General features: G+C 67.3%; 21 protein-coding genes. 4 read left to right on the top strand and 17 right to left on the bottom strand.

What is annotated here, in order from left to right; translation table 11 throughout:
• Nucleotides 1–9: 9 nt before the first annotated feature.
• The 11 genes from AX767_RS13285 to AX767_RS13235 all read right to left on the bottom strand — a co-directional run bounded on the left by AX767_RS13285 (nucleotide 10) and on the right by AX767_RS13235 (nucleotide 8,204).
• Complete coding sequence (locus AX767_RS13285; protein ID WP_068631772.1) at nucleotides 10–858, bottom strand: PA4780 family RIO1-like protein kinase; 849 nt, start codon at nucleotides 856–858, stop codon at nucleotides 10–12.
• A complete protein-coding gene (locus AX767_RS13280) occupies nucleotides 821–1,198 on the bottom strand; it encodes a thioredoxin family protein (protein WP_068631771.1) in 378 nt (125 codons plus the stop codon). The genes AX767_RS13285 and AX767_RS13280 overlap by 38 nt, the downstream gene beginning before the upstream one ends.
• Nucleotides 1,199–1,213: 15 nt before the next feature.
• Complete coding sequence (locus AX767_RS13275) at nucleotides 1,214–1,846, bottom strand: response regulator (RefSeq protein ID WP_068631770.1); 633 nt, start codon at nucleotides 1,844–1,846, stop codon at nucleotides 1,214–1,216.
• Between the two features lie 146 nt (nucleotides 1,847–1,992).
• The gene (locus AX767_RS13270) at nucleotides 1,993–2,694 is read right to left on the bottom strand and encodes an HAD family hydrolase (protein ID WP_068631769.1); all 702 of its coding nucleotides are present in this window, start codon (nucleotides 2,692–2,694) and stop codon (nucleotides 1,993–1,995) included.
• A gap of 1 nt (nucleotide 2,695) precedes the next feature.
• Complete coding sequence (locus AX767_RS13265; protein ID WP_068633687.1) at nucleotides 2,696–3,118, bottom strand: YchJ family protein; 423 nt, start codon at nucleotides 3,116–3,118, stop codon at nucleotides 2,696–2,698.
• Between the two features lie 19 nt (nucleotides 3,119–3,137).
• On the bottom strand, nucleotides 3,138–3,401 hold the full coding sequence (locus AX767_RS13260; protein WP_068631768.1) for a hypothetical protein: 264 nt from the start codon (nucleotides 3,399–3,401) through the stop codon (nucleotides 3,138–3,140).
• Nucleotides 3,398–4,528, bottom strand: a complete 1,131-nt coding sequence (locus tag AX767_RS13255; RefSeq protein WP_068631767.1) for an acyl-CoA dehydrogenase family protein — start codon at nucleotides 4,526–4,528, stop codon at nucleotides 3,398–3,400. The genes AX767_RS13260 and AX767_RS13255 overlap by 4 nt, the downstream gene beginning before the upstream one ends.
• A 14-nt stretch (nucleotides 4,529–4,542) precedes the next feature.
• Nucleotides 4,543–5,790 (bottom strand): glutamate carboxypeptidase, encoded by a 1,248-nt coding sequence (locus AX767_RS13250; protein ID WP_068631766.1) that lies wholly within the window; start codon nucleotides 5,788–5,790, stop codon nucleotides 4,543–4,545.
• Between the two features lie 34 nt (nucleotides 5,791–5,824).
• Entirely contained in the window at nucleotides 5,825–7,009 is a 1,185-nt protein-coding gene (locus tag AX767_RS13245; RefSeq protein WP_068631765.1) for an acetyl-CoA C-acyltransferase, read from the bottom strand.
• A 43-nt stretch (nucleotides 7,010–7,052) separates the two neighbouring features.
• Nucleotides 7,053–7,781: a carbonate dehydratase gene (gene can, locus AX767_RS13240; protein ID WP_068631764.1), complete on the bottom strand. Its 729-nt coding sequence runs from the start codon at nucleotides 7,779–7,781 to the stop codon at nucleotides 7,053–7,055.
• Between the two features lie 27 nt (nucleotides 7,782–7,808).
• Nucleotides 7,809–8,204: a MerR family transcriptional regulator gene (locus AX767_RS13235; protein ID WP_068631763.1), complete on the bottom strand. Its 396-nt coding sequence runs from the start codon at nucleotides 8,202–8,204 to the stop codon at nucleotides 7,809–7,811.
• 87 nt (nucleotides 8,205–8,291) lie between these two features.
• On the opposite strand from AX767_RS13235, the gene AX767_RS13230 reads away from it, so the two are divergent.
• From AX767_RS13230 to AX767_RS13220, 3 genes are read left to right on the top strand one after another with little or no spacing between them, the layout of a single operon-like run.
• Nucleotides 8,292–9,371 (top strand): MBL fold metallo-hydrolase, encoded by a 1,080-nt coding sequence (locus AX767_RS13230; protein ID WP_068631762.1) that lies wholly within the window; start codon nucleotides 8,292–8,294, stop codon nucleotides 9,369–9,371.
• Between the two features lie 9 nt (nucleotides 9,372–9,380).
• A complete protein-coding gene (locus AX767_RS13225; protein ID WP_068631761.1) occupies nucleotides 9,381–10,700 on the top strand; it encodes a leucine-rich repeat-containing protein kinase family protein in 1,320 nt (439 codons plus the stop codon).
• A complete protein-coding gene (locus AX767_RS13220) occupies nucleotides 10,697–11,590 on the top strand; it encodes a pseudouridine synthase (RefSeq protein WP_068631760.1) in 894 nt (297 codons plus the stop codon). Before AX767_RS13225 ends, AX767_RS13220 begins: the two co-directional genes overlap by 4 nt.
• Here the strand turns inward: AX767_RS13220 and AX767_RS13215 are convergent.
• A complete protein-coding gene (locus tag AX767_RS13215) occupies nucleotides 11,577–12,260 on the bottom strand; it encodes a GNAT family N-acetyltransferase (protein ID WP_068631759.1) in 684 nt (227 codons plus the stop codon). The genes AX767_RS13220 and AX767_RS13215 overlap by 14 nt on opposite strands.
• A 151-nt stretch (nucleotides 12,261–12,411) precedes the next feature.
• Between AX767_RS13215 and AX767_RS13210 the strand changes: the two genes are divergently transcribed.
• Nucleotides 12,412–13,182 (top strand): SDR family oxidoreductase, encoded by a 771-nt coding sequence (locus tag AX767_RS13210; protein WP_068631758.1) that lies wholly within the window; start codon nucleotides 12,412–12,414, stop codon nucleotides 13,180–13,182.
• On the opposite strand, the gene AX767_RS13205 is transcribed toward AX767_RS13210, so the two are convergent.
• From AX767_RS13205 to glyQ, 5 genes are read right to left on the bottom strand one after another with little or no spacing between them, the layout of a single operon-like run.
• The gene (locus AX767_RS13205; protein WP_068631757.1) at nucleotides 13,179–14,096 is read right to left on the bottom strand and encodes a M48 family metallopeptidase; all 918 of its coding nucleotides are present in this window, start codon (nucleotides 14,094–14,096) and stop codon (nucleotides 13,179–13,181) included. The two genes, AX767_RS13210 and AX767_RS13205, sit on opposite strands and share 4 nt — an antisense overlap.
• 8 nt (nucleotides 14,097–14,104) lie before the next feature.
• Entirely contained in the window at nucleotides 14,105–14,839 is a 735-nt protein-coding gene (locus AX767_RS13200; RefSeq protein ID WP_068631756.1) for a lysophospholipid acyltransferase family protein, read from the bottom strand.
• Nucleotides 14,839–15,417 (bottom strand): D-glycero-beta-D-manno-heptose 1,7-bisphosphate 7-phosphatase, encoded by a 579-nt coding sequence (gene gmhB / locus AX767_RS13195; protein WP_068631755.1) that lies wholly within the window; start codon nucleotides 15,415–15,417, stop codon nucleotides 14,839–14,841. Before gmhB ends, AX767_RS13200 begins: the two co-directional genes overlap by 1 nt.
• Nucleotides 15,418–15,427: 10 nt before the next feature.
• On the bottom strand, nucleotides 15,428–17,578 hold the full coding sequence (gene glyS, locus AX767_RS13190; RefSeq protein WP_068631754.1) for a glycine--tRNA ligase subunit beta: 2,151 nt from the start codon (nucleotides 17,576–17,578) through the stop codon (nucleotides 15,428–15,430).
• Between the two features lie 3 nt (nucleotides 17,579–17,581).
• Nucleotides 17,582–18,487: a glycine--tRNA ligase subunit alpha gene (glyQ, locus tag AX767_RS13185; protein WP_068631753.1), complete on the bottom strand. Its 906-nt coding sequence runs from the start codon at nucleotides 18,485–18,487 to the stop codon at nucleotides 17,582–17,584.
• Nucleotides 18,488–18,622 lie beyond the last annotated feature (135 nt).

Here is an 18,622-nt window from a genome sequence, read left to right as displayed (position 1 = left end):
CCCGGCCGGTCAGCGCGGCGCCGCCATCCGCACCAGCCGCGCCGCTTCTTCCGACCGAGCATCGTCCACTTCCCGCAGCACGGCCCCCACGTCGACCGGCCCGCTGGCACGCTCGAATCGCCCGGTGAGCGCCGATTCGGGCGACAGCTCGCCGCGCTCGTACAGGTTCCAGATCTCCTCGCCGAAATGGGTCTTCTGGAGCTCCGGCGCGAACTGGCCGAAAAAGCCCTTGAGGTTGTCCACGTCGCGCAACAGCATCCGCCTCGCGTGGTTGTTGCCGGCCGCGTCAACGGCCTGCGGCAAATCGATGATGACCGGCCCGTCGGCCGCGAGCAGCACGTTGAATTCGGAGAGGTCGCCGTGGACGACGCCGGCGCACAGCATGCGCACGACTTCGACGATGAGCGTGGCGTGATGGCGGCGCGCGTCTTCGGGCGAGAACACGACGTCGTTCAGGCGCGGTGCCGCATCGCCCTCGGCGTCGGTGACGAGCTCCATCAACAGCACGCCGTCGCAAAAGTTGTAGGGCTCGGGCACCCGCACGCCCGCGGCAGCGAGCCGGTAGAGCGCATCGACCTCGGCGCTTTGCCAGGCGGCCTCGGTGGCCTGGCGACCGAACTTGGTGCCCTTGGCCATCGCGCGCTGCAATCGCGTGTTCTTGACCTTGCGGTTTTCGGTGTAGTCGACGGCCTGGCGGAAGCTGCGTTGCGTGGCTTCCTTGTAGATCTTGGCGCAGCGCGTGTCGTCGCCGCATCGGACGACGTAAACCATCGCTTCCTTGCCGCTCATCAATTGGCGGACCACGCTGTCGATCAGTCCTTCATCGACCAGCGACTGGAGTCTCGGGGGTGCTTTCATGCGGCGTATTTTGCGCCGGAGCGAGGGCGGCGAGCGCCGTGGCGAGCACGGCGGTGTCGGTCGGTCGCACGACACGCGCGACTTCCCGGCCGTCCTGCACAAAGATCAGCGTCGGCCACAGCTTGATACCGAAAGAGCGACCGAGCGGCCGCCCACTGCCGTCTTCGACCTTGATGTGGCGCAGTTCGGGCCGGGACGCCAGCACTTCCTCGACCTTTGGCGCGGCGGCGCTGCAGTGGCCGCACCAGTTGGTGCCGAAATCGAGGACGGCTGGGCCGCGGAGGGCGTCGATCTCGGTGCGATCGGGTTGCGCGGTTTGGTAGTCGGGAACAGAAGGCATGCCGCTATTCTGGAATCAATCGATCAGCTGCGTCTTCATCGCGTAGTACGTCAGGTCGCTGTTGCTGCTGAGGCTCAGCTTTTCCATCAGGCGCGTGCGGTAGGTGCTGACGGTCTTGACCGACAGCGACAGCGCCTCGCCGATCTTGCCGACCGACTCGCCCTTGGCCAGTTTCAGGAACACCTGGAACTCGCGCTCCGACAGCTGCTCGTGCGGCGCCGCGTCGTCCTTGCGGCCCAGCTGGCGCGCCAGCAATTCGGCCACGCCCGGGGTGATGTAGCGACGGCCCATGGCCACCGTGCGGATCGCGTTGACGATCTCGATCGGCTCGCATTCCTTGTTCAGGTAGCCCGACGCGCCCTGGCGAATCAGGTTCATCGCGTAGTGCTCTTCCGGGTAGCCGCTCAAGATCAGGATGCCGACATCGGGCGCTTTCGCACGGATCATCGACAGCGCGTCGATGCCGCTCTGGCCCGGCATGGACACGTCCATCACAAGCACGTCGATTTCGTTGTTGCGCACGAGGTCAATGGCTTCCCGGCCATTGGCGGCTTCGCACACCACGCGCAGATCGACATGCGTGGAGAAGAAATCGCGCAGGCCTGCGCGCACGATGGCGTGGTCGTCCACGATGCCGATTTTGATCATTGCTCTATTCCTCGTTTTAGGCTGACCCGAAGAGTGCCATGCGGAATGTGCGCAGGCACACGCACGGAAACGAATGCGCTCTTGTCCTGCAGCACCAGCCGCCGATGGACTTCAGCGGCAGCGGCGCTTTGAGAAAAGCGCGGCTCTCAAACGATTTGGGAATGCCAGGCCGCCAGGACCGCCGGCAGCTGCGCCATGTCGGTGAACACCTGCGCCGCGCCGACCGCGCGCATCGCGTCGGGGTCGCTGTGGCCGTAACCCGCCAGGCCGGGCGGGCTGTAGCCGAACACGGTGGCGCCGGCGGCGACGCCTGCAGTGGCGCCGGTCACGGTGTCTTCGACCACGGCGCAGCGCGTCGGGTCGACGCCCAGCGCGGCGGCGGCGGCCAGGTACACGTCGGGAAACGGCTTGCTGCGCGGCGTGTCGTGGCCGCTGAAAACGCGGCCTTCGAAACAATCGAGGATGCCGGCCTTCGCCAGTTGCAGCTTGACCTTGTGCAGATCGGCGCCCGAGGCGCAGGCGATGCGGCCGTCCAGCAGGCGATGCAGTTCACGCACCGCCTGCGGCGCGCCGGGGATGGCGAGCAGGTCGGCGTCGAGCGCGGCATTGCGACGCTCGCGAAAGCCGGCAAGCCAATCGGGCGTGATGCGAAAACCGGTGCGCGCCTCGATCAGCGCAGCCTCGTCCTTCACGGCCTTTCCGGTGAAGATGCGCATCGATTCTTCCGTGCTCAGCGACCAGCCGAGTTCGCCGAGCATCTCGGCCAGCACGCGGTTGGTGATCGGCTCCGAGTCGACCAGCACGCCGTCGCAGTCGAAGAGCACGGCGTCGAACGGCAACGCGCCCATCTCAGAGGTGCGTGCCGTCGAGGTAGTACCAGCGCTCGTCGGCTTCGCGCACGAAGCGGCTGCGTTCGTGCAGGCGCGTGGCGACGCCGGCGGTGTCGCGCTGACGGGCGACGAATTCGACTTCGGCATGGTCGGCGTCGAGCACCGAGCGCGACCGCACATCGAGCCCCAGCCATTTGACGTCGGCGTCGAAGGTCACCTGCGACGGTCGTTTGGCCTCGGCCCAGGTCGCGAGCAGGTAGTCTTCCCGCTGGTGAACGAACGCCGTGTAGCGCGATCGCATGAGCGATTCGGCGTCGGGTGCGGGCGTGTGGTCGAAATCGTCGACGTAACGGCCGCAGCACAGCGCGTAGGTGAACGGCTTCTCGCGACGGTCGCGACGGCCGCAGGGGCAGGGTCCGGGGAGGGGTGCGGGGGCGCTCATGAAGGCCTCCATTGGAACATCACCTGGAAGCCATGCCGACGCGCTCGGCAATCCAGGCCTGAAAGCGCCGCTCGGCCTGCAGCTTGAACTCGTTGCGCGCCTGATTGCAGGCTCCGTGCGCGAGCCGCCGGTGCTGCTGCTTTCGCACGCTGCCGAGCGTGGAATCATTGAGGTGTTCGATGGTGGCCGACTCCGGCCGGCCGAAGGGCTCGTCGAAGTCCATCGGCAGGCCGCACCAGTGGCACAGCGGGCCGAAGGTGCCGCGAAGCGCCTTGACGCTCACGCCAGCGCGCGCTGGATCAGCAGCTTCTGGATGTCCGACGTGCCTTCGTAGATCTGGCAGACACGCACATCGCGGTAGATGCGCTCCAGCGGAAAGTCGTTGACGTAGCCGTAGCCGCCAAGCGTCTGGATCGCGGCGCTGCAGACCTTTTCGGCCATCTCGCTCGCGAAGAGCTTGGCCATCGCGGCTTCCTTCAGGCAGGGCCGGCCGGCATCGCGCAGCGCGGCGGCGTGCCAGAGGAGCTGGCGCGCCGCTTCAAGCTGCGTCGCGCACTCGGCCAGGCGGAAGCCGACGGCCTGCTGGTCGAAGATGCTGCCGCCGAACGCTTGCCGCTCCTTGGCGTAGGCCAGTGCCACGTCGAACGCGCTGCGCGCCATGCCCACGCTCTGCGCCGCGATGCCGATGCGGCCACCCTCGAGCGCGCCGAGCGCGATCTTGTAGCCCTCGCCTTCCTGCCCGATGAGGTTTTCCACCGGAATGCGGCAGGCGTCGAAGTTGATCTGCGCCGTGTCGCTCGAATGCTGGCCGAGCTTGTCTTCGAGCCGCGCGACGTTGTAGCCCGGCGCGTCGGTCGGCACCAGGAACGCGCTCATGCCGCGCTTGCCGGCGCCCTTGTCGGTGACCGCGATCACCACCGCCACGTGGCCGTTCTTGCCGCTGGTGATGAACTGCTTGACGCCGTCGATCACATAGCCGTCGCCGTCCTTCTTCGCAGTGGTGCGCAGGCTCGATGCGTCGCTGCCGGCCTGCGGTTCGGTGAGGCAGAACGCGCCGAGCATGTGCCCCTGCGCAAGCGGCTGCAGCCATTGCTTTTTTTGCTGCGCGTTGCCGTAGCGCATGAGGATTGCGTTGACCGGGCAGTTGGTCACGCTGATGGCGGTGCTCGTGCCGCCGTCGCCGGCCGCGATCTCTTCGAGCACCAGCGCGAGCGTGAGGTAGTCGAGTCCGGCGCCGCCGTCTTCTTCCGGCACGCAGATGCCGTAGGCACCGAGTGCGGCCAGGCCCTGGTGGACTTCTTTGGGGAAGCTGTGCTCGCGGTCCCAGGTGGGCGCGTGCGGCCAGATCTCGGTCTGCGAAAAGTCGCGCACCGCTTCGCGGATGGCTTCCTGGTCGGCGGTGAGCAGCATCGTCGTGTCCCGGTTTACTTGCCTGCGCCCAGGTCCATGATGAGGCGGGCCGACATGTAGAGACGACGCGGGATCGCATCGATCATCACGTACTCGGCCTTGTCGCTGTGGTAGCCGAAGCCCGGCAGGCCGAGGCTTTCGATGACCGGCTTGCCCGAAAGCGCGGCGTACGCCGCGTCGGTGCCGCCGCCGGTGCGCTCTTCCACATCAATCACGCCGCCGGCTTCCTTGTAAAACCCCATGGCCTTGTCGATCAGCTTCTTGCCGCCCTCGCCCGCGTTGAAAGCCGGCCGGCCGCGCGTGACGACGATGGACACTTCTGCGCCCGGCACCTTCTTCTTTTGCGCGCGCTCTTCGAGCGTCTTCATCGCAACCTCGAAATCTTCGTTGCGCGCGTAGCGCACGTCGGCGTTGACGGTGGCGCTCTCGGGAATGATGTTGTTGACCGCGCCGCCCTTGATGATGGTCCAGTTGAAGCGCAGGCCCTTCGCCTTGTCGTCCAGGTCCATCGTGCGCAGCACCAGGTCGGACGCCTCGACCACCGCGTTGATGCCGAGCTCGGGTGCAGCACCCGCATGCGAGGCCTTGCCCTTGATGTTGGCCTGCACGTAGGCGATGCCCGAAGTGCCGAGCGAGAACTTCTCGCTCTCGGCGCTGGTCGGCTCGAAGGACAGCACGTAGTCGTGCTGCTTCGCTTCTTCCTCGATCAGTTCGCGCGAGCCGAAGGAGCCCTTTTCTTCGTCGGTGTTGAAGAGCACGGTGATCGTGCCGTAGTCGCGAACGCCGTAGTCCTTCAGGAGCTTGAGCGTGTGCAGGATGACCGCGCTGCCGCCCTTGTCGTCGGCGATGCCCGGGCCGTAGGCCTTGTTGCCTTCGACGCGGAACGGCGCCTTGGCCAGGGTGCCTTTCAGGTACACCGTGTCCATGTGCGAAAGGAGCAGCAGGTTCTTGCCGCCGCGGCCTTTGAGCTTGCCGACGATGTTGTCCCCGACCACGAGCCCGGCCGACTTGTGGCGCGTGACCGTGAAGCCGAGCGACTTGAGTTCACCTTCGAGTAAGTTGCCGGCCGCGGCGATGCCCGCAGCGTCGCCGGTGCCGGTTTCGATGTTCACCAGCTTCTCGAGCGTCTTGATGACCGCGGGTTGTTCGGCCGTGGCGGCGTCGAACAACACGTTGTCGCGCTTTTGGGCAAAGGCAGCCGGCACGGCGAAGGCGCCGGCGAGCAACACGGCGATGGCCGTGCGACGAAGGGAAATTTGCATGAGGTCTCCGGGTGCGCTGGGCACTTCAAATTCGTTAGAACAATTCGAGCGCGACGGCCGTGCCTTCGCCGCCGCCGATGCACAGCGTCGCGACGCCGCGCTTCTGGCCGCGCGCTTGCAGCGCGTGGATCAGCGTGACCATGATGCGCGCGCCGCTCGCGCCGATCGGGTGGCCGAGTGCACAGGCGCCGCCGTGCACGTTGACGATGTCGTGCGCCACGTTCAGTTCCTTCATGAGCGCCATCGGCACCACCGCGAAGGCTTCGTTCACTTCCCACAGGTCGACGTCCTTCACGCCCCAGCCGGTCTTCTTGAAGAGCTTGTCGACGGCACCGACCGGCGCGGTCGAGAACCACTCGGGCTGTTGGGCGTGCGTGGCGTGGCCGACGAGGCGGGCCAACGGCTTGGCGCCGATCTTCTTCGCGTGCGACTCGGTCATCATGACGAGCGCCGCGGCACCGTCGTTGATCGACGAGCTCGATGCGGCGGTGATGGTGCCGCCGTCCTTCTTGAAGGCAGGCTTGAGCGTCGCGATCTTGTCGAGCTTGACCTTGCCGGGGCCTTCGTCGATGGAGACCAGCGTTTCGCCGCTGCGGCTCTTGACCAGGATCGGCGTGATTTCGGCCTTGAAGAGGCCGTCGGCCGTCGCGTGGCGCGCGCGCTCGACGCTGGCCGTGGCGAAGGCGTCCTGCTGTTCGCGCGTGAAGTGATACTTGGCCGCGCAGTCTTCGCCGAAGGTGCCCATCGAGCGGCCTGGCTGGTACGCGTCTTCGAGGCCGTCGAGCATCATGTGATCGAAGATGCGGTCGTGGCCCATGCGGTAGCCGCCGCGGCCCTTGAGCATGAGGTAGGGGGCGTTGGTCATGCTCTCCATGCCGCCGGCCACCATCACGTCGTGCGTGCCGGCCAGCAGCAGGTCGTGCGCGAGCATCGCGGCCTTCATGGCCGAGCCGCACATCTTGCTGAGCGTGACGGCGCCGGCGCTGTCGGGCAGGCCGCCCTTGTAAGCCGCCTGGCGCGCGGGCGCCTGGCCCTGCCCCGCCATCAGGCAATTGCCGAACAGCACTTCGCCGACCGCCGCCGGGTCGATGCCCGCGCGCTCGACGGCGGCCTTGATCGCGGCGCCGCCGAGATCGTGTGCCGCGAGGGAAGAAAAGTCGCCCTGGAAGCCCCCCATGGGGGTGCGGGCAGCGCCGACGATGACGATGGATTCGGACATGAGGATCTCCTTCTGGGAATGCGTGGAAGCGGGGCGTTGCGGGTCAGTCGGCAGCGGTCGGCTGGATGACGGCGGGGCGGTGGGGAATCACCGGCGCCGCAGGTCCTTCGGCCGGCCGGCTCCACTTGTAGCGAATGCGCTGCACCGCCGCGCGGTACTGGGCATCGAGCGGCTTGCTGCCGTCCACGTCAAAGCCCAGGTCCTGCAGCAGGCCGTCGTGCACCCCGAAAGTCCAGCCGTGCACGCGAACCTTCTGGCCGCGGCTCCAGGCGTCGACCATCACGGTGCTGACCGAGACGTTCACCACCTGCTCGGCCACGTTGAGATCGCACAGCGCGTCGGCACGCACCACCTCGGGCAGGCTCTCGAGCAGCGCATGGTGCCGGTCGCGCACGTCCTGGATGTGCCGGATCCAGTTATCGGCCAGGCCGACGCGGATGCCGTCGAGCGCCGCCTTCACGCCGCCGCAGCCGTAGTGGCCCACGACCATGATGTGCTCCACCTTGAGCATGTCGACCGCGAACTGGATGGCCGACAGCGCGTTGAGGTCGGAGTGCACCACGATGTTGGCGACGTTGCGGTGCACGAACACCTCGCCCGGGTCCAGGCCGGTGATCTGATTGGCCGGCACGCGGCTGTCGGAGCAGCCGATCCACATGTAGCGCGGCGTCTGTTGCTTGACCAGGCCGGTGAAGAATCCGGGGCGGTCGCGCTCCATCTGAGCAGCCCAGGCGCGGTTATGGGTGAAAAGGTCGTCGATTGAAGGGGACATGGCTTCTATTCTCTGCGAGGGACCGTTTCAGCGGGAGGTGGACTTGCGGGACCGTGCCAGCGTGGCCCGCGCCTTTTTCTCGTGCGCGCGCACTTCTTCGAGGTTGGAATTCAGTTCGTCAAGTTGCGCTTCGAGCTGGGTGCGGTGGCTACCGAGCACCGCCAGGAATTTTTCGAGTTGCGCAGTGGTGTCGCGCGGACTGTCGTACATGTCCAGGATGTCTTTCGCCTCGGTCAGACTCAGGCCCAGCCGCTTGGCCCTGAGCGTGAGCGTGAGGCGCGTGCGATCGCGCGCGCTGTAAACGCGTTGCAGCCCGGCCCGCGTGGGCGTGAGCAGGCCCAGGTCTTCGTAGAAGCGGATCGCCCGCGTCGTGAGGTCGAACTCGCGGGCGAGCTCGCTGATGGTGAAGGTGGCGGCGGACATGGACGTTGCAGGCGCGACAGCGATTTTCCGGTGCGGTGCCTACAATGAAGCACAACATCATGACGTTTACGTAAACGTCAATAGTACATGAACCTCCTCGAACGCGAACTCCACTACCCCCTGGGCGATACCCTGCCGGAGCCTGGCAGCACGATCGAAGTTGCGCCCGGCGTGCGATGGATCCGGATGGTGCTTCCCTTCGCGCTCAACCACATCAACCTCTGGCTGCTGCGCGACGAACTCGACGGCGAGCACGGAAAAGTACAAGGCTGGACGGTGGTCGATTGCTGCATCTCGCAGGCCGAGTCGCGCGCGCAATGGGAGCAGATCTTCGAGACCCAGTTGCAGGGCCTGCCGATCCTGCGCGTCATCGTCACGCACATGCACCCCGACCACATCGGCCTGGCCGACTTCGTGTGCAAGCGCTGGAACGCGCCGATGTGGATCAGCGCGACCGACTACAACGTGGCGCGCCTGCTCACGCTGGCCGGCGACAGCGCAGCCGGCGGCGAGGCGGCAGCCGACTTCTTCGCGGCGCACGGCCTGAACGACGCCGATGCCATCGCGAAAATCCGCGCGCGCACCAACTACTACGTGAGCATGGTGCCGTCGGTGCCCGACAGCTACGTGCGCATGATGGACGGCGACACCGTGATGATTGGCGGCCATGCCTGGCGCTGCATCAGCGGCTACGGCCACGCCCCCGAGCACATCGCGCTGTACTGCGCTGAAACGAAGCTGCTGCTGGGCGGCGACATGATGCTGCCGCGTATCTCGACCAACGTGAGCGTGCATGCGAACGAGCCCGAGGCCAACTCGTTGCGGCTTTTCCTGGACAGCATCGAGAAGTTCAATGCGCTGCCGGCCGACACGCTGGGCCTGCCGTCCCACGGCAAGCCTTTCACCGGCATCCATCGCCGCGTCGAGCAGTTGCAGGAACACCACCGCGACCGCCTGGCCGAGCTGATGGAAGCCTGCACTTTGCGGCCCTTGACCGCGGCCGAATGCATGCCGATTCTGTTCAAGCGCGAACTCGACCTGCACCAGATGACCTTCGCGATGGGCGAGACCGTCGCCCACCTGAACCTGCTCTGGCTCTCGGGCCAGCTCAAGCGCACGCACGGCAAGGACGGCGTCTACCGCTTCGGCGCGCTGGCCGCCGCTTAGACTTCCTGCATGGACACGCTGGCACTGCTGCGCGCGGGCCGGCTGGCCGGCACGCAACGACTCGATCTCTCTTGCGGGCTCACCGAGTTTCCGCGCGAAATCTTCGACCTTTCGGGTTCCCTGGAGGTGCTCAACCTCTCGGGCAATGCACTCGGTGCGCTGCCCCACGACCTGCACCGGCTGCACCGCTTGCGCGTGCTGTTCTGCTCCGACAACGCGTTCACCGAACTGCCCGCGTCGCTCGGTCGTTGCGCCGCACTGGAAATGATCGGCTTCAAGTCGAACCGCATCGGCGCGGTGCCTGCTGCGGCCCTGCCGCCCGCGTTGCGCTGGCTGATCCTGACCGACAACGTGATCGACACACTGCCCGAAGAGATCGGCGCCTGCACCCGCCTTCAAAAACTCATGCTCGCCGGCAACCGGCTCGGCGCACTGCCCGACGCGATGGCGGCGTGCCGCAACCTCGAACTGGTGCGACTGTCGGCCAACCGGCTCGACACACTGCCGGACTGGCTGCTCGCCCTGCCTCGCCTGTCCTGGCTGGCGTTCGCCGGCAATCCGCTCGGTGATGCGGCCGAACGCGCCGCGAGCGATGCCGAGGCCGTGCCGCGCATCGACTGGCACGCGCTGACTGTGGGCGCCAAGCTCGGCGAAGGCGCGTCGGGCGTCATCTACCAGGGCACGCTCGGACGCGATGCCGAACCGGTCGCGGTGAAGCTGTTCAAGGGCGCCGTCACCAGCGACGGCTGGCCGCGCAGCGAAATGGCGGCCTGCATCGCTGCCGGTGCGCATCCGGACCTGATCCCGGTGCGCGGGCGCATCGCGGGTCATCCCGACGGCGCGGAGGGCCTGGTGATGACGCTGATCGATCCGGCCTTTCGCACGCTGGCGGGGCCGCCGAGCCTCGCGTCTTGTACGCGCGACGTGTATGACGCAAATGCGCGCTGGCCGATGGCGACCGCGCTGCGCATCGCCCGCGACATCGCGGCCGCGATGGCCCATCTGCACGCCCGTGGTATCGCCCACAACGACCTGTACGCGCACAACATCCTCTGGCACCCGGAAGGCGGCGCGCTGCTCGGCGACTTCGGCGCGGCAGCGCTTTTCAGTCCTCTCGGCGCGGTGCCCTCACAGGCGCTCCAGCGCCTCGAAGTGCGCGCCTTCGGGTGCCTGCTCGAAGAGCTGCTGGCACATGGCGACCCGGCGCCGCCGGCCTTCCAGAACGCATGGCAGCTGCTCGTCGACCAGTGCCTGGAGCCGACCGTGGCTGCGCGACCGGCCTTCGACGACATGGCCGAACGCCTCGCGACGCTGCAGGCACCGGCATGACGCTGCCACTCCCCACGCGCGAAGGCGTCGGCCCGAGCTGCGTCGGCCTCACGCCCGGCCCGTGGCCGACCATCGCCGACTTCCTGGTCGAGCGCTTTCCGGCGATTCCGCGCACCACCTGGGCCGCGCGCATGGCGGCCGGCACCGTCGTCGACGAGCACGGCGCGCCGGTGACGATGACGCGCCCGCACGAAGCGCCGCTGCGCGTGTACTACTACCGCGCGCTCGACAGCGAGGTGCGCATTCCGTTCGACGAGGTGGTGCTGTTCCAGGACGACGAACTGGTGGTCGCCGACAAGCCGCCCTTCCTTCCCGTGACGCCGACCGGCAAGTACGTGCAGGAAAGCCTGCTGGTGCGGCTCAAGCGCAAGCTCGGCCTGGACGATCTCGCGCCGTTGCACCGCATCGACCGCGGCACCGCGGGCCTGGTGCTGTTCTCGGTGCGCCCCGCCACACGGGGTGCCTACACCACGCTCTTCGCGCAGCGCGTGGTCGAAAAGCGGTACGAAGCGGTGGTGCACTGGCGGACCGACGCCCCCTTGCCCGCGGTGTACCGCAGCCGTCTGGCCGACGATGCGCATTTCATGCGCATGCGCGAGGTGGCCGGCGAGCCGAATTCGGAGACGGGCTTCGCGCTGCGTGAGGCGACAGAGGACCGCGCATTGCTCGATCTGTCGCCCGTCACCGGGCGCAAGCACCAGCTGCGGGTGCATTGCATGGCGCTCGGCCTGCCGATCGAGAACGATCCGATCTACCCCGAACTGCTGCCCGCCGACAGCGACGACTTCGCGAAGCCTTTGCAGTTGCTCGCGAAGTGGGTGGCGTTTCGCGATCCGCTCAGCGGCCTCGCGCGGCGCTTCGAGAGCCCGCGTGCGCTCAGTTTGAAATGACGACCGAGAGTCGTGGCGTGCGCGGCCACCAACGCGGCATCCAGCGCAGGCGAGTCGACGGGAGCAGGCGCCGACCGCGCGCCTGCAGCACGCGTGGCCGCGTTTCGGCCCGCACGATGCGCGGGTCGATCCGGTCCACCACGCACCCGAAGCGGCAATGCCGCATGAGCGCCAGCATCGCGTCGTTGCCGGCCGGCACATCGCACCAGAGCCAGTCGACGCCGCGCGCCTCGGCCGCCTGACCGAGCGCTTCGAGCACCCAGGTCGCGACGCCCAGGCGCTGCCAGGCATCGTCCACCATCAGGGTGAACTCCGCGCCATCGCCCTCGTGGTTGACCACGTAGCGGCCCTCCGCCACCAGGTGCTCCTGCCCTTCGTGGTGCGTGGTGACGACCACCGCCAGATGCCGGCGCTGATCGACGCAGGTCAGCCGCGTGAGCTGGTCGACGGAGACGGCCGCACGCGCGCTCGGAAACCGCCGGCTTCGCGTGAGCGGCGACACCCGATTGATCAGCGCAGCCAGCAAATGATCGTCCTGCGGGAGGATCGGACGCAGCACGAGGCGGCGCTGGTCGGTCGTGATGCGGACATCGATCAGCGCCGTCGGATAGCAGCCGGCCAGCGGGGCGTCGCTCGTGTCTTCGGGCAAAGGCGCGTCGTGCAGATTCATGCGCGCCAGCTTAGGAAACATGGCCGCACGCGGCCTCCCCCCGACGATGGAGACAGGGGCTGGCGCCAAGGTGACGGCGCCCGGCCGGGTGCGCCACTAAGCTGCGCGGGCTGCATCTTTTCCAGCCACGACAACCCCAGGAGACAACCCCATGGACACCAGCCAACTCTTTTCGCTCAAAGGCCGCACCGCACTCATCACCGGCGGCTCGCGCGGCATCGGCCGCATGATCGCCGAGGGCTACCTGGCGCAAGGCGCGCGCGTCTACATCTCGGCGCGCAAGGCCACGGCCTGCGACCAGACCGCGAAGGAGCTGTCGGCCTTCGGCCAGTGCATCTCGCTGCCGGCCGACGTGTCGACACTCGAGGGCGCACAGGCGCTGGTCGCCGCCTATTCGAAGCACGAGAAGACGCTCGACATCCTGGTGAACAACGCCGGGGCCGCCTGGGGCGCACCGTACGACGAGTTCCCCGAAAGCGGCTGGGACAAGGTGGTCGACCTGAACCTGAAGACGCCCTTCTTCCTGACCCAGGCGCTCACGCCCATGCTCAAGGCCGCGGCCACCGACCACCTGGCCAAGGTGATCAACATCGCGTCGATCGACGGCGTGTCGGTCAACCCGCAGGAAACGTATTCGTACGCAGCCAGCAAGGGCGGCCTGATCCACCTGACCAAGCGCATGGCGCTGCACCTCGCGAAGCACCGCATCGCCGTGAGCGCGATCGCGCCGGGCGCCTTCGCCTCCGACATGAACAAGGACGCGCGCGACCACGGCGACGAGGTGAAGGAGCGCATCCCGGCTGGTCGCATCGGTACGCCGGAAGACATGGCGGGCGCGGCGATCTATTTGGCGTCGCGCGCTGGCGACTACGTGGTCGGTTCCACGCTCATCGTCGACGGCGGCGTGGCGTACTCGCGCTAGTCCCAGCGCGGGACGGCTTCGTCTTTCAACTGCTTGCGCAGGGTGTTGTAGTCCGGCACCACGGTCTCAACGGTGTCCCAGAAGCGCGCGCTGTGGTCCATCACGCGCAGATGGCTCAGCTCGTGCGCGACCACGTAGTCGATCACCGTTAGCCGGAAGTGGATCAGTCGCCAGTTGAGCCGGATCGATCCGTCCGAGCTCGCGCTGCCCCAGCGCGTGGCCGCATTCGACAGCGCCAGCTTCTTCCACTGCACGCCGAGTTGCGGCGCGAAGTGGTCAAGCCGTTCGATGAACAGGCGGCGCGCCTGCCGCGTCAGCCACGCTTGCGCGGCGTCGCGGATCTGCTCGGGCGCGGCGGTTTGCGCGACGGCCAGGCGCAACGTCCGCTGCTCGCCACCCTCCGCCGCCTCGGTTTCGAGCACCGCACCGCCGACACCCGAATGCCCGTGGCGCGGATCGAGACGCACCACCACCGGCTCACCGAGGAACGGAAAGCGCACGCCGTCCTTCCAGTCGATGCGCGCCGATTCGAGCCGCGCATGGCGCTGCTGCGTTTCGCCGAGCTTGCGCACGATCCAGTCGGCTTTCTCCTGAACCGCAGCGTCGACGTCACGCAGGTTGACCCAGCGCGGCGCCCGCACCGACAGGCCCTCGGCGCCGACGACGAAACCGATGGTGCGGCGCTTGCCGCGCGTGAATTCATAGGCGACGCGGGCATTGCCGAGCACCGCTTCGCGCGTGGCGCGCGGGTGCACGAAGCGCGCAAGCGTCATCGCATCCTTGAGCGGCAAGGCCGGCGCTGCGGCCGGCGTGTCCACGCGCTCCGGCTTGAACTTCTTCTCGGGCACCGGCATCGGCTCGGCGTCGCCGATGCCATCGAACAGGTCCAGCGTGAACTGCAGCAAGCTGCGCATGGCGGGCCTCAGACGTAGGCTTCGGGGTCGAGGCGCCGCATTTCGGCTTCGATCCAGGCTTCGACTTCGCGCATCAGCTCGTCGGGCTTGCGGCCGATGCTCGGGATTGCCGGGCCGATCGACACGTCGACGATGCCCGGGCGCTTGACGAACGCCTTGCGCGGCCACACCTTGGCCGACGTGACCGCGATCGGGATCACCGGCACGCCGGTCTCGCAGGCCAGGCGCGTGCCGCCGTTCTTGTAAGTGCCCTTCTGGCCGCGCGGGATCCGCGTGCCTTCGGGGAACATGATGATCCAGATGCCCTGCGCCAGCAGCGTGCGGCCCTGGCTCACGACCTTGTTGAAAGCCTGCGCCTTCTGGCTGCGGTCGATGTGGATCATGTCGAGCCGCGCCATGGCCCAGCCGAAGAAGGGCACGTAGATCAGTTCGCGCTTGAACACGAAAGCCAGCGGGTGCGGCATCAGCGTGGGCATCAGGAAGGTCTCGAAGGTCGACTGGTGCTTGACCAGCAACACCGCGCCGGCGAGCTGGTCGGTCGGCAGGTTTTCCATGCCGGTGACCCGCGTCTGGATGCCGAGGATCAGGCGCGCGCCGCCAATGGCCCAGCGCAGCCAGCGTTCGGCCATCCAGTAGAGCGGAATGCCGCGCTTCCAGATCGAGCTGACGCACATGATGATGCCCCACGGCACCACGGTGACGAGCATCCACAGTGCGTGGATCACGGAACGAATGAACGCCATCAGACTGCTACTTTCAGGGCTGCTGCGTTCGCTTCGCGAACCAGCAGGAAGTCGACGAAGGCCGCGAGGTCTTCGTGGACCATGGAATTCGGCGGGTAGTCCGGCGGTAGCTGCACGCCGCGGCAGGCGGCGCCCATGCCGGTCAGCACGAGGTGCGGCTCGCAGCCCACCGCCGCACCGGCCTGCAGGTCGCGCATGCTGTCGCCGCAGGTCGGCACGCCGACCAGCGAGATGCCGTAGCGGTCGCCGATCTGCTGGAACAGGCCCGGGCGGGGCTTGCGGCAATCGCAGTTCTCGTCCGGGCTGTGCGGGCAATAGAACACCGCATCGACCTTGCCGCCGACACCGGCCAGCATCTTGTGCATCTTCGCGTGCATCAGGTTGAGCGACGCCACGTCGAACAGGCCACGCCCGAGCCCCGACTGGTTCGACGCGATCACCACATGCCAACCCGCGTGGTTGAGCCGAGCGATGGCGGCGAGCGCACCGGGCAGCGGCGTCCATTCGACTTCGCTCTTGACGAAGTCGTCGCGGTTCACGTTGATCGTGCCGTTGCGGTCGAGGATGACGAGCTTCATGGGGTGGCGTTCAGGTGGCGAGGCGTTCGAGCTGCGCGACCCGGTTCATGGCTTCGTGCAGCGACTTCAGCAAACCGAGGCGGTTGAGCCGCAGGTCGGGCTGCTCGGCGTTGACCATTACGCCGTCGAAGAAGGCGTCGACGGGTGCGCGCAGCGCGGCCAGCGTTTGCAGCGACGCGGCGTAATCGCCCGCATCGAACTGCGCATTGGCGGCCGGCACGGTGGCCGCCATCGCGGCGTGCAGTGCCTTCTCCGCTGGCTCCTGCAGCAGCAACTCGCTCACATGCGCATCGGCCTCGGGCGCCTTCTTCAGAATGTTGCCGATGCGCTTGTTGGCCGCAGCGAGCGCAGCGGCTTCGGGCAGCGCAGCAAAGGCGCGCACGGCGGCGAGCAGCTTGGGCACTTCGCCCAGGCGCTGCGGCAGCGGCGCGAGCACCGCATCGACTTCCTGTGCGCTGGCGCCCTGCTCGCGCAGGCTGCCGGCGAGACGGTCGAGGATGAAACCCTGCAACGCGACGGTCGCGCGCTCCGCATCGAAGCCTTCGATGCCCCTGAATTGCGCGGCAGCATCGCCGAGCAGGGCGGCGAGGTCGAGCGGCAGGTCTTTCTCGATCAGCATGCGGATCACGCCGAGCGCATGGCGGCGCAGCGCGAACGGATCGCGGTCGCCGGTGGGCAGGTTGCCGATACCGAACATGCCGGCCAGCGTCTCGAGCTTGTCGGCCAGCGCCACCACCACGCCGACATCGCCGCGCGGCAGCGTGTCGCCGGCGAAGCGTGGCTTGTAGTGGTCTTCGATGGCATCGGCGACCGAGGCATCGAGGCCGTCGTGCAACGCGTAGTAACGGCCCATCGTGCCCTGCAACTCGGGGAACTCACCGACCATGTCGGTCACGAGGTCGGCCTTGGCCAGCTGGGCGGCTTGCACCGCGTGCGCCGGAAGCGTCGCATCGCCCGTCGAGACGGCGAGCCGGGACGCGATCGCTTCAGCGATCTTCATCACGCGCGTCACGCGTTCGCCCTGCGTTCCGAGCTTGTTGTGATAGACCACTTTCCCCAGCGATTCGACGCGCGAGGCGAGCGACTTCTTGCGGTCCTGGTCGAAGAAGAACTTGGCGTCGGCCAGGCGCGGGCGCACCACGCGCTCGTTGCCCTGGATCACCGCGCTCGCGTCGTCCGGCGTGATGTTGCTGACGACGAGGAACTGGTGGGTCAGCTTGCCGGCCGCGTCGAGCAGCGGGAAGTATTTCTGGTTGGCCTTCATCGTGAGGATGAGGCACTCCTGCGGCACCTCGAGGAACTCGCGCTCGAAGCTGCAGACCAGCACGTTCGGGCGTTCGACCAGGGCGGTGACCTCGTCGAGCAGCGCATCGTCGTCGATCGGCTTCGCGCCGCCGCCGACCTTCACCACAGCGGCTGCGAGCTGGCGCGCGATCTCGGCGCGTCGTGCGTCGAAGCTGGCGATCACCGCGCCGTCGTCGGCGAGCTGCTGCGCGTAGCTGTCGGCGTCGCGCAGCACGACCGGATCGACCGCGGCCTCGAAGCGGTGGCCGTGCGTGTCGCGCCCGGCCTGGAGCCCCAGCGCCTCGATCGCGACGACCTCGGCGCCATGCAGCGCCACGAGGCCGTGCGCCGGACGCACGAAGCTCACGCTGCTCCAGCCCGGCAGTTCGCAATGGGTTTCGAGCTGGTAGCTCATGACCTTGGGAATCGGCAGCCTGGCGATGGCATCGGCCAGCGCCTTCTGAAGGCCCTCGGCCAGCGCAGCGCCCCTCGCGGTGCTCTCGTAGAAGAGCGCTTCGGCCTTGCCGTCTTGCGCGCGCTTGAGTCCCGCCACTGCGGACGCGTCGGCACCCAAGCCCGCAAGCCGCTTGAGCAACGCCGGCGTCGCCTGCCCCGACGCATCGAGCCCCACGGCCACCGGCATCAGCTTTTGCGACACGGCTTTATCGGCTGCCTGCGCAATGACGCTGGTCAGGTGCGCCGCCAGCCGACGCGGCGAGGCATAGGCGGTCAGCACCGAATCGGCACTAGCCAGACCTTGCGCCACGAGCTGGTCGCGCAGCACGCCGGCGAACGCATCGCCGAGCTTCTTCAAGGCCTTGGGCGGCAGCTCTTCGACGAAGAGTTCGACCAGCAGGTTCTTTTGCACACTCGTCATCGCTCAGGCCGCCTTCTTCGTCATCTGGGCCACCCACTCGGGCGGTGCCATCGGGAAACCGAGCCGTTCACGGCTCTCGTAGTAGCTCTGCGCGACGCTGCGGGCGAGGTTGCGGATGCGGCCGATGTAGGCGGCGCGTTCGGTCACGCTGATGGCGCCGCGGGCGTCCAGCAGATTGAAGCTGTGTGCGGCCTTGAGCACCTGCTCGTAGGCCGGCAGCGCCAGTTGTTCGGTCATCAGGTGCTTGGCCTGCTTCTCGTGCGCGTTGAAGGCGGTGAAGAGGAAGTCGGCGTCCGAATGCTCGAAGTTGTAGGTCGACTGTTCGACCTCGTTCTGGTGGTACACGTCGCCGTAGGTGACGCCGGGCGCCCATTGCAGTTCGTAAATGCTTTCCTTCTGCTGCAGGTACATCGCCAGCCGCTCCAGCCCGTAGGTGATCTCGCCAGTGATCGGCTTGCAGTCGATGCCGCCGACCTGCTGAAAGTAGGTGAACTGCGTCACCTCCATGCCGTTGAGCCACACTTCCCAGCCCAGACCCCAGGCACCGAGCGTGGGGTTCTCCCAGTCGTCCTCGACGAAGCGGATGTCGTTCTTCTTCAGGTCGAAGCCGAGTGCTTCGAGCGAACCGAGGTACAGCTCGAGGATGTTCGACGGCGCGGGCTTCAGGACGACCTGGTACTGGTAGTAATGCTGCAGGCGGTTCGGGTTCTCGCCGTAGCGGCCGTCCTTGGGGCGGCGGCTGGGCTGCACATAGGCCGCCTTCCAGGGTTCGGGACCAAGCGCGCGCAGGAAGGTGGCGGTGTGCGAGGTGCCCGCACCGACCTCCATGTCGTAAGGCTGGAGCAATGCGCAGCCTTGTTCGGCCCAGTACGACTGCAGTTTGAGAATGATTTGTTGGAAGGTCAGCATGTGAGAACGCAGGAGCGGCCCGATAGCGCAGGGAGCCTTTGATTTTACGGGCGCGCTGCCGCCGAATGGCCGCCTTCCGACACCGCACCGCGCCATTGCCCGCCGTGGGGCGGGCCTCGTATCGGCGATAAACCT

Source organism: Variovorax sp. PAMC 28711 (genome assembly GCF_001577265.1).
GTDB lineage: Bacteria > Pseudomonadota > Gammaproteobacteria > Burkholderiales > Burkholderiaceae_C > Variovorax.
The sequence above is the reverse complement of the archived record's forward strand: the minus strand, read 5'-3'. Positions and strand labels throughout refer to the sequence as shown.

Excerpts from the sequence above, each read along its gene's own strand:
- AX767_RS13285 (WP_068631772.1), bottom strand. The coding sequence starts at position 858 with ATGAAAGCACCCCCGAGACTCCAGTCGCTGGTCGATGAAGGACTGATC.
- AX767_RS13280 (WP_068631771.1), bottom strand. The coding sequence starts at position 1,198 with ATGCCTTCTGTTCCCGACTACCAAACCGCGCAACCCGATCGCACCGAG.
- AX767_RS13275 (WP_068631770.1), bottom strand. The coding sequence starts at position 1,846 with ATGATCAAAATCGGCATCGTGGACGACCACGCCATCGTGCGCGCAGGC.
- AX767_RS13270 (WP_068631769.1), bottom strand. The coding sequence starts at position 2,694 with ATGGGCGCGTTGCCGTTCGACGCCGTGCTCTTCGACTGCGACGGCGTG.
- AX767_RS13265 (WP_068633687.1), bottom strand. The coding sequence starts at position 3,118 with ATGAGCGCCCCCGCACCCCTCCCCGGACCCTGCCCCTGCGGCCGTCGC.
- AX767_RS13255 (WP_068631767.1), bottom strand. The coding sequence starts at position 4,528 with ATGCTGCTCACCGCCGACCAGGAAGCCATCCGCGAAGCGGTGCGCGAC.
- AX767_RS13250 (WP_068631766.1), bottom strand. The coding sequence starts at position 5,790 with ATGCAAATTTCCCTTCGTCGCACGGCCATCGCCGTGTTGCTCGCCGGC.
- AX767_RS13245 (WP_068631765.1), bottom strand. The coding sequence starts at position 7,009 with ATGTCCGAATCCATCGTCATCGTCGGCGCTGCCCGCACCCCCATGGGG.
- can (WP_068631764.1), bottom strand. The coding sequence starts at position 7,781 with ATGTCCCCTTCAATCGACGACCTTTTCACCCATAACCGCGCCTGGGCT.
- AX767_RS13235 (WP_068631763.1), bottom strand. The coding sequence starts at position 8,204 with ATGTCCGCCGCCACCTTCACCATCAGCGAGCTCGCCCGCGAGTTCGAC.
- AX767_RS13230 (WP_068631762.1), top strand. The coding sequence starts at position 8,292 with ATGAACCTCCTCGAACGCGAACTCCACTACCCCCTGGGCGATACCCTG.
- AX767_RS13225 (WP_068631761.1), top strand. The coding sequence starts at position 9,381 with ATGGACACGCTGGCACTGCTGCGCGCGGGCCGGCTGGCCGGCACGCAA.
- AX767_RS13220 (WP_068631760.1), top strand. The coding sequence starts at position 10,697 with ATGACGCTGCCACTCCCCACGCGCGAAGGCGTCGGCCCGAGCTGCGTC.
- AX767_RS13215 (WP_068631759.1), bottom strand. The coding sequence starts at position 12,260 with ATGAATCTGCACGACGCGCCTTTGCCCGAAGACACGAGCGACGCCCCG.
- AX767_RS13210 (WP_068631758.1), top strand. The coding sequence starts at position 12,412 with ATGGACACCAGCCAACTCTTTTCGCTCAAAGGCCGCACCGCACTCATC.
- AX767_RS13205 (WP_068631757.1), bottom strand. The coding sequence starts at position 14,096 with ATGCGCAGCTTGCTGCAGTTCACGCTGGACCTGTTCGATGGCATCGGC.
- AX767_RS13200 (WP_068631756.1), bottom strand. The coding sequence starts at position 14,839 with ATGGCGTTCATTCGTTCCGTGATCCACGCACTGTGGATGCTCGTCACC.
- gmhB (WP_068631755.1), bottom strand. The coding sequence starts at position 15,417 with ATGAAGCTCGTCATCCTCGACCGCAACGGCACGATCAACGTGAACCGC.
- glyS (WP_068631754.1), bottom strand. The coding sequence starts at position 17,578 with ATGACGAGTGTGCAAAAGAACCTGCTGGTCGAACTCTTCGTCGAAGAG.
- glyQ (WP_068631753.1), bottom strand. The coding sequence starts at position 18,487 with ATGCTGACCTTCCAACAAATCATTCTCAAACTGCAGTCGTACTGGGCC.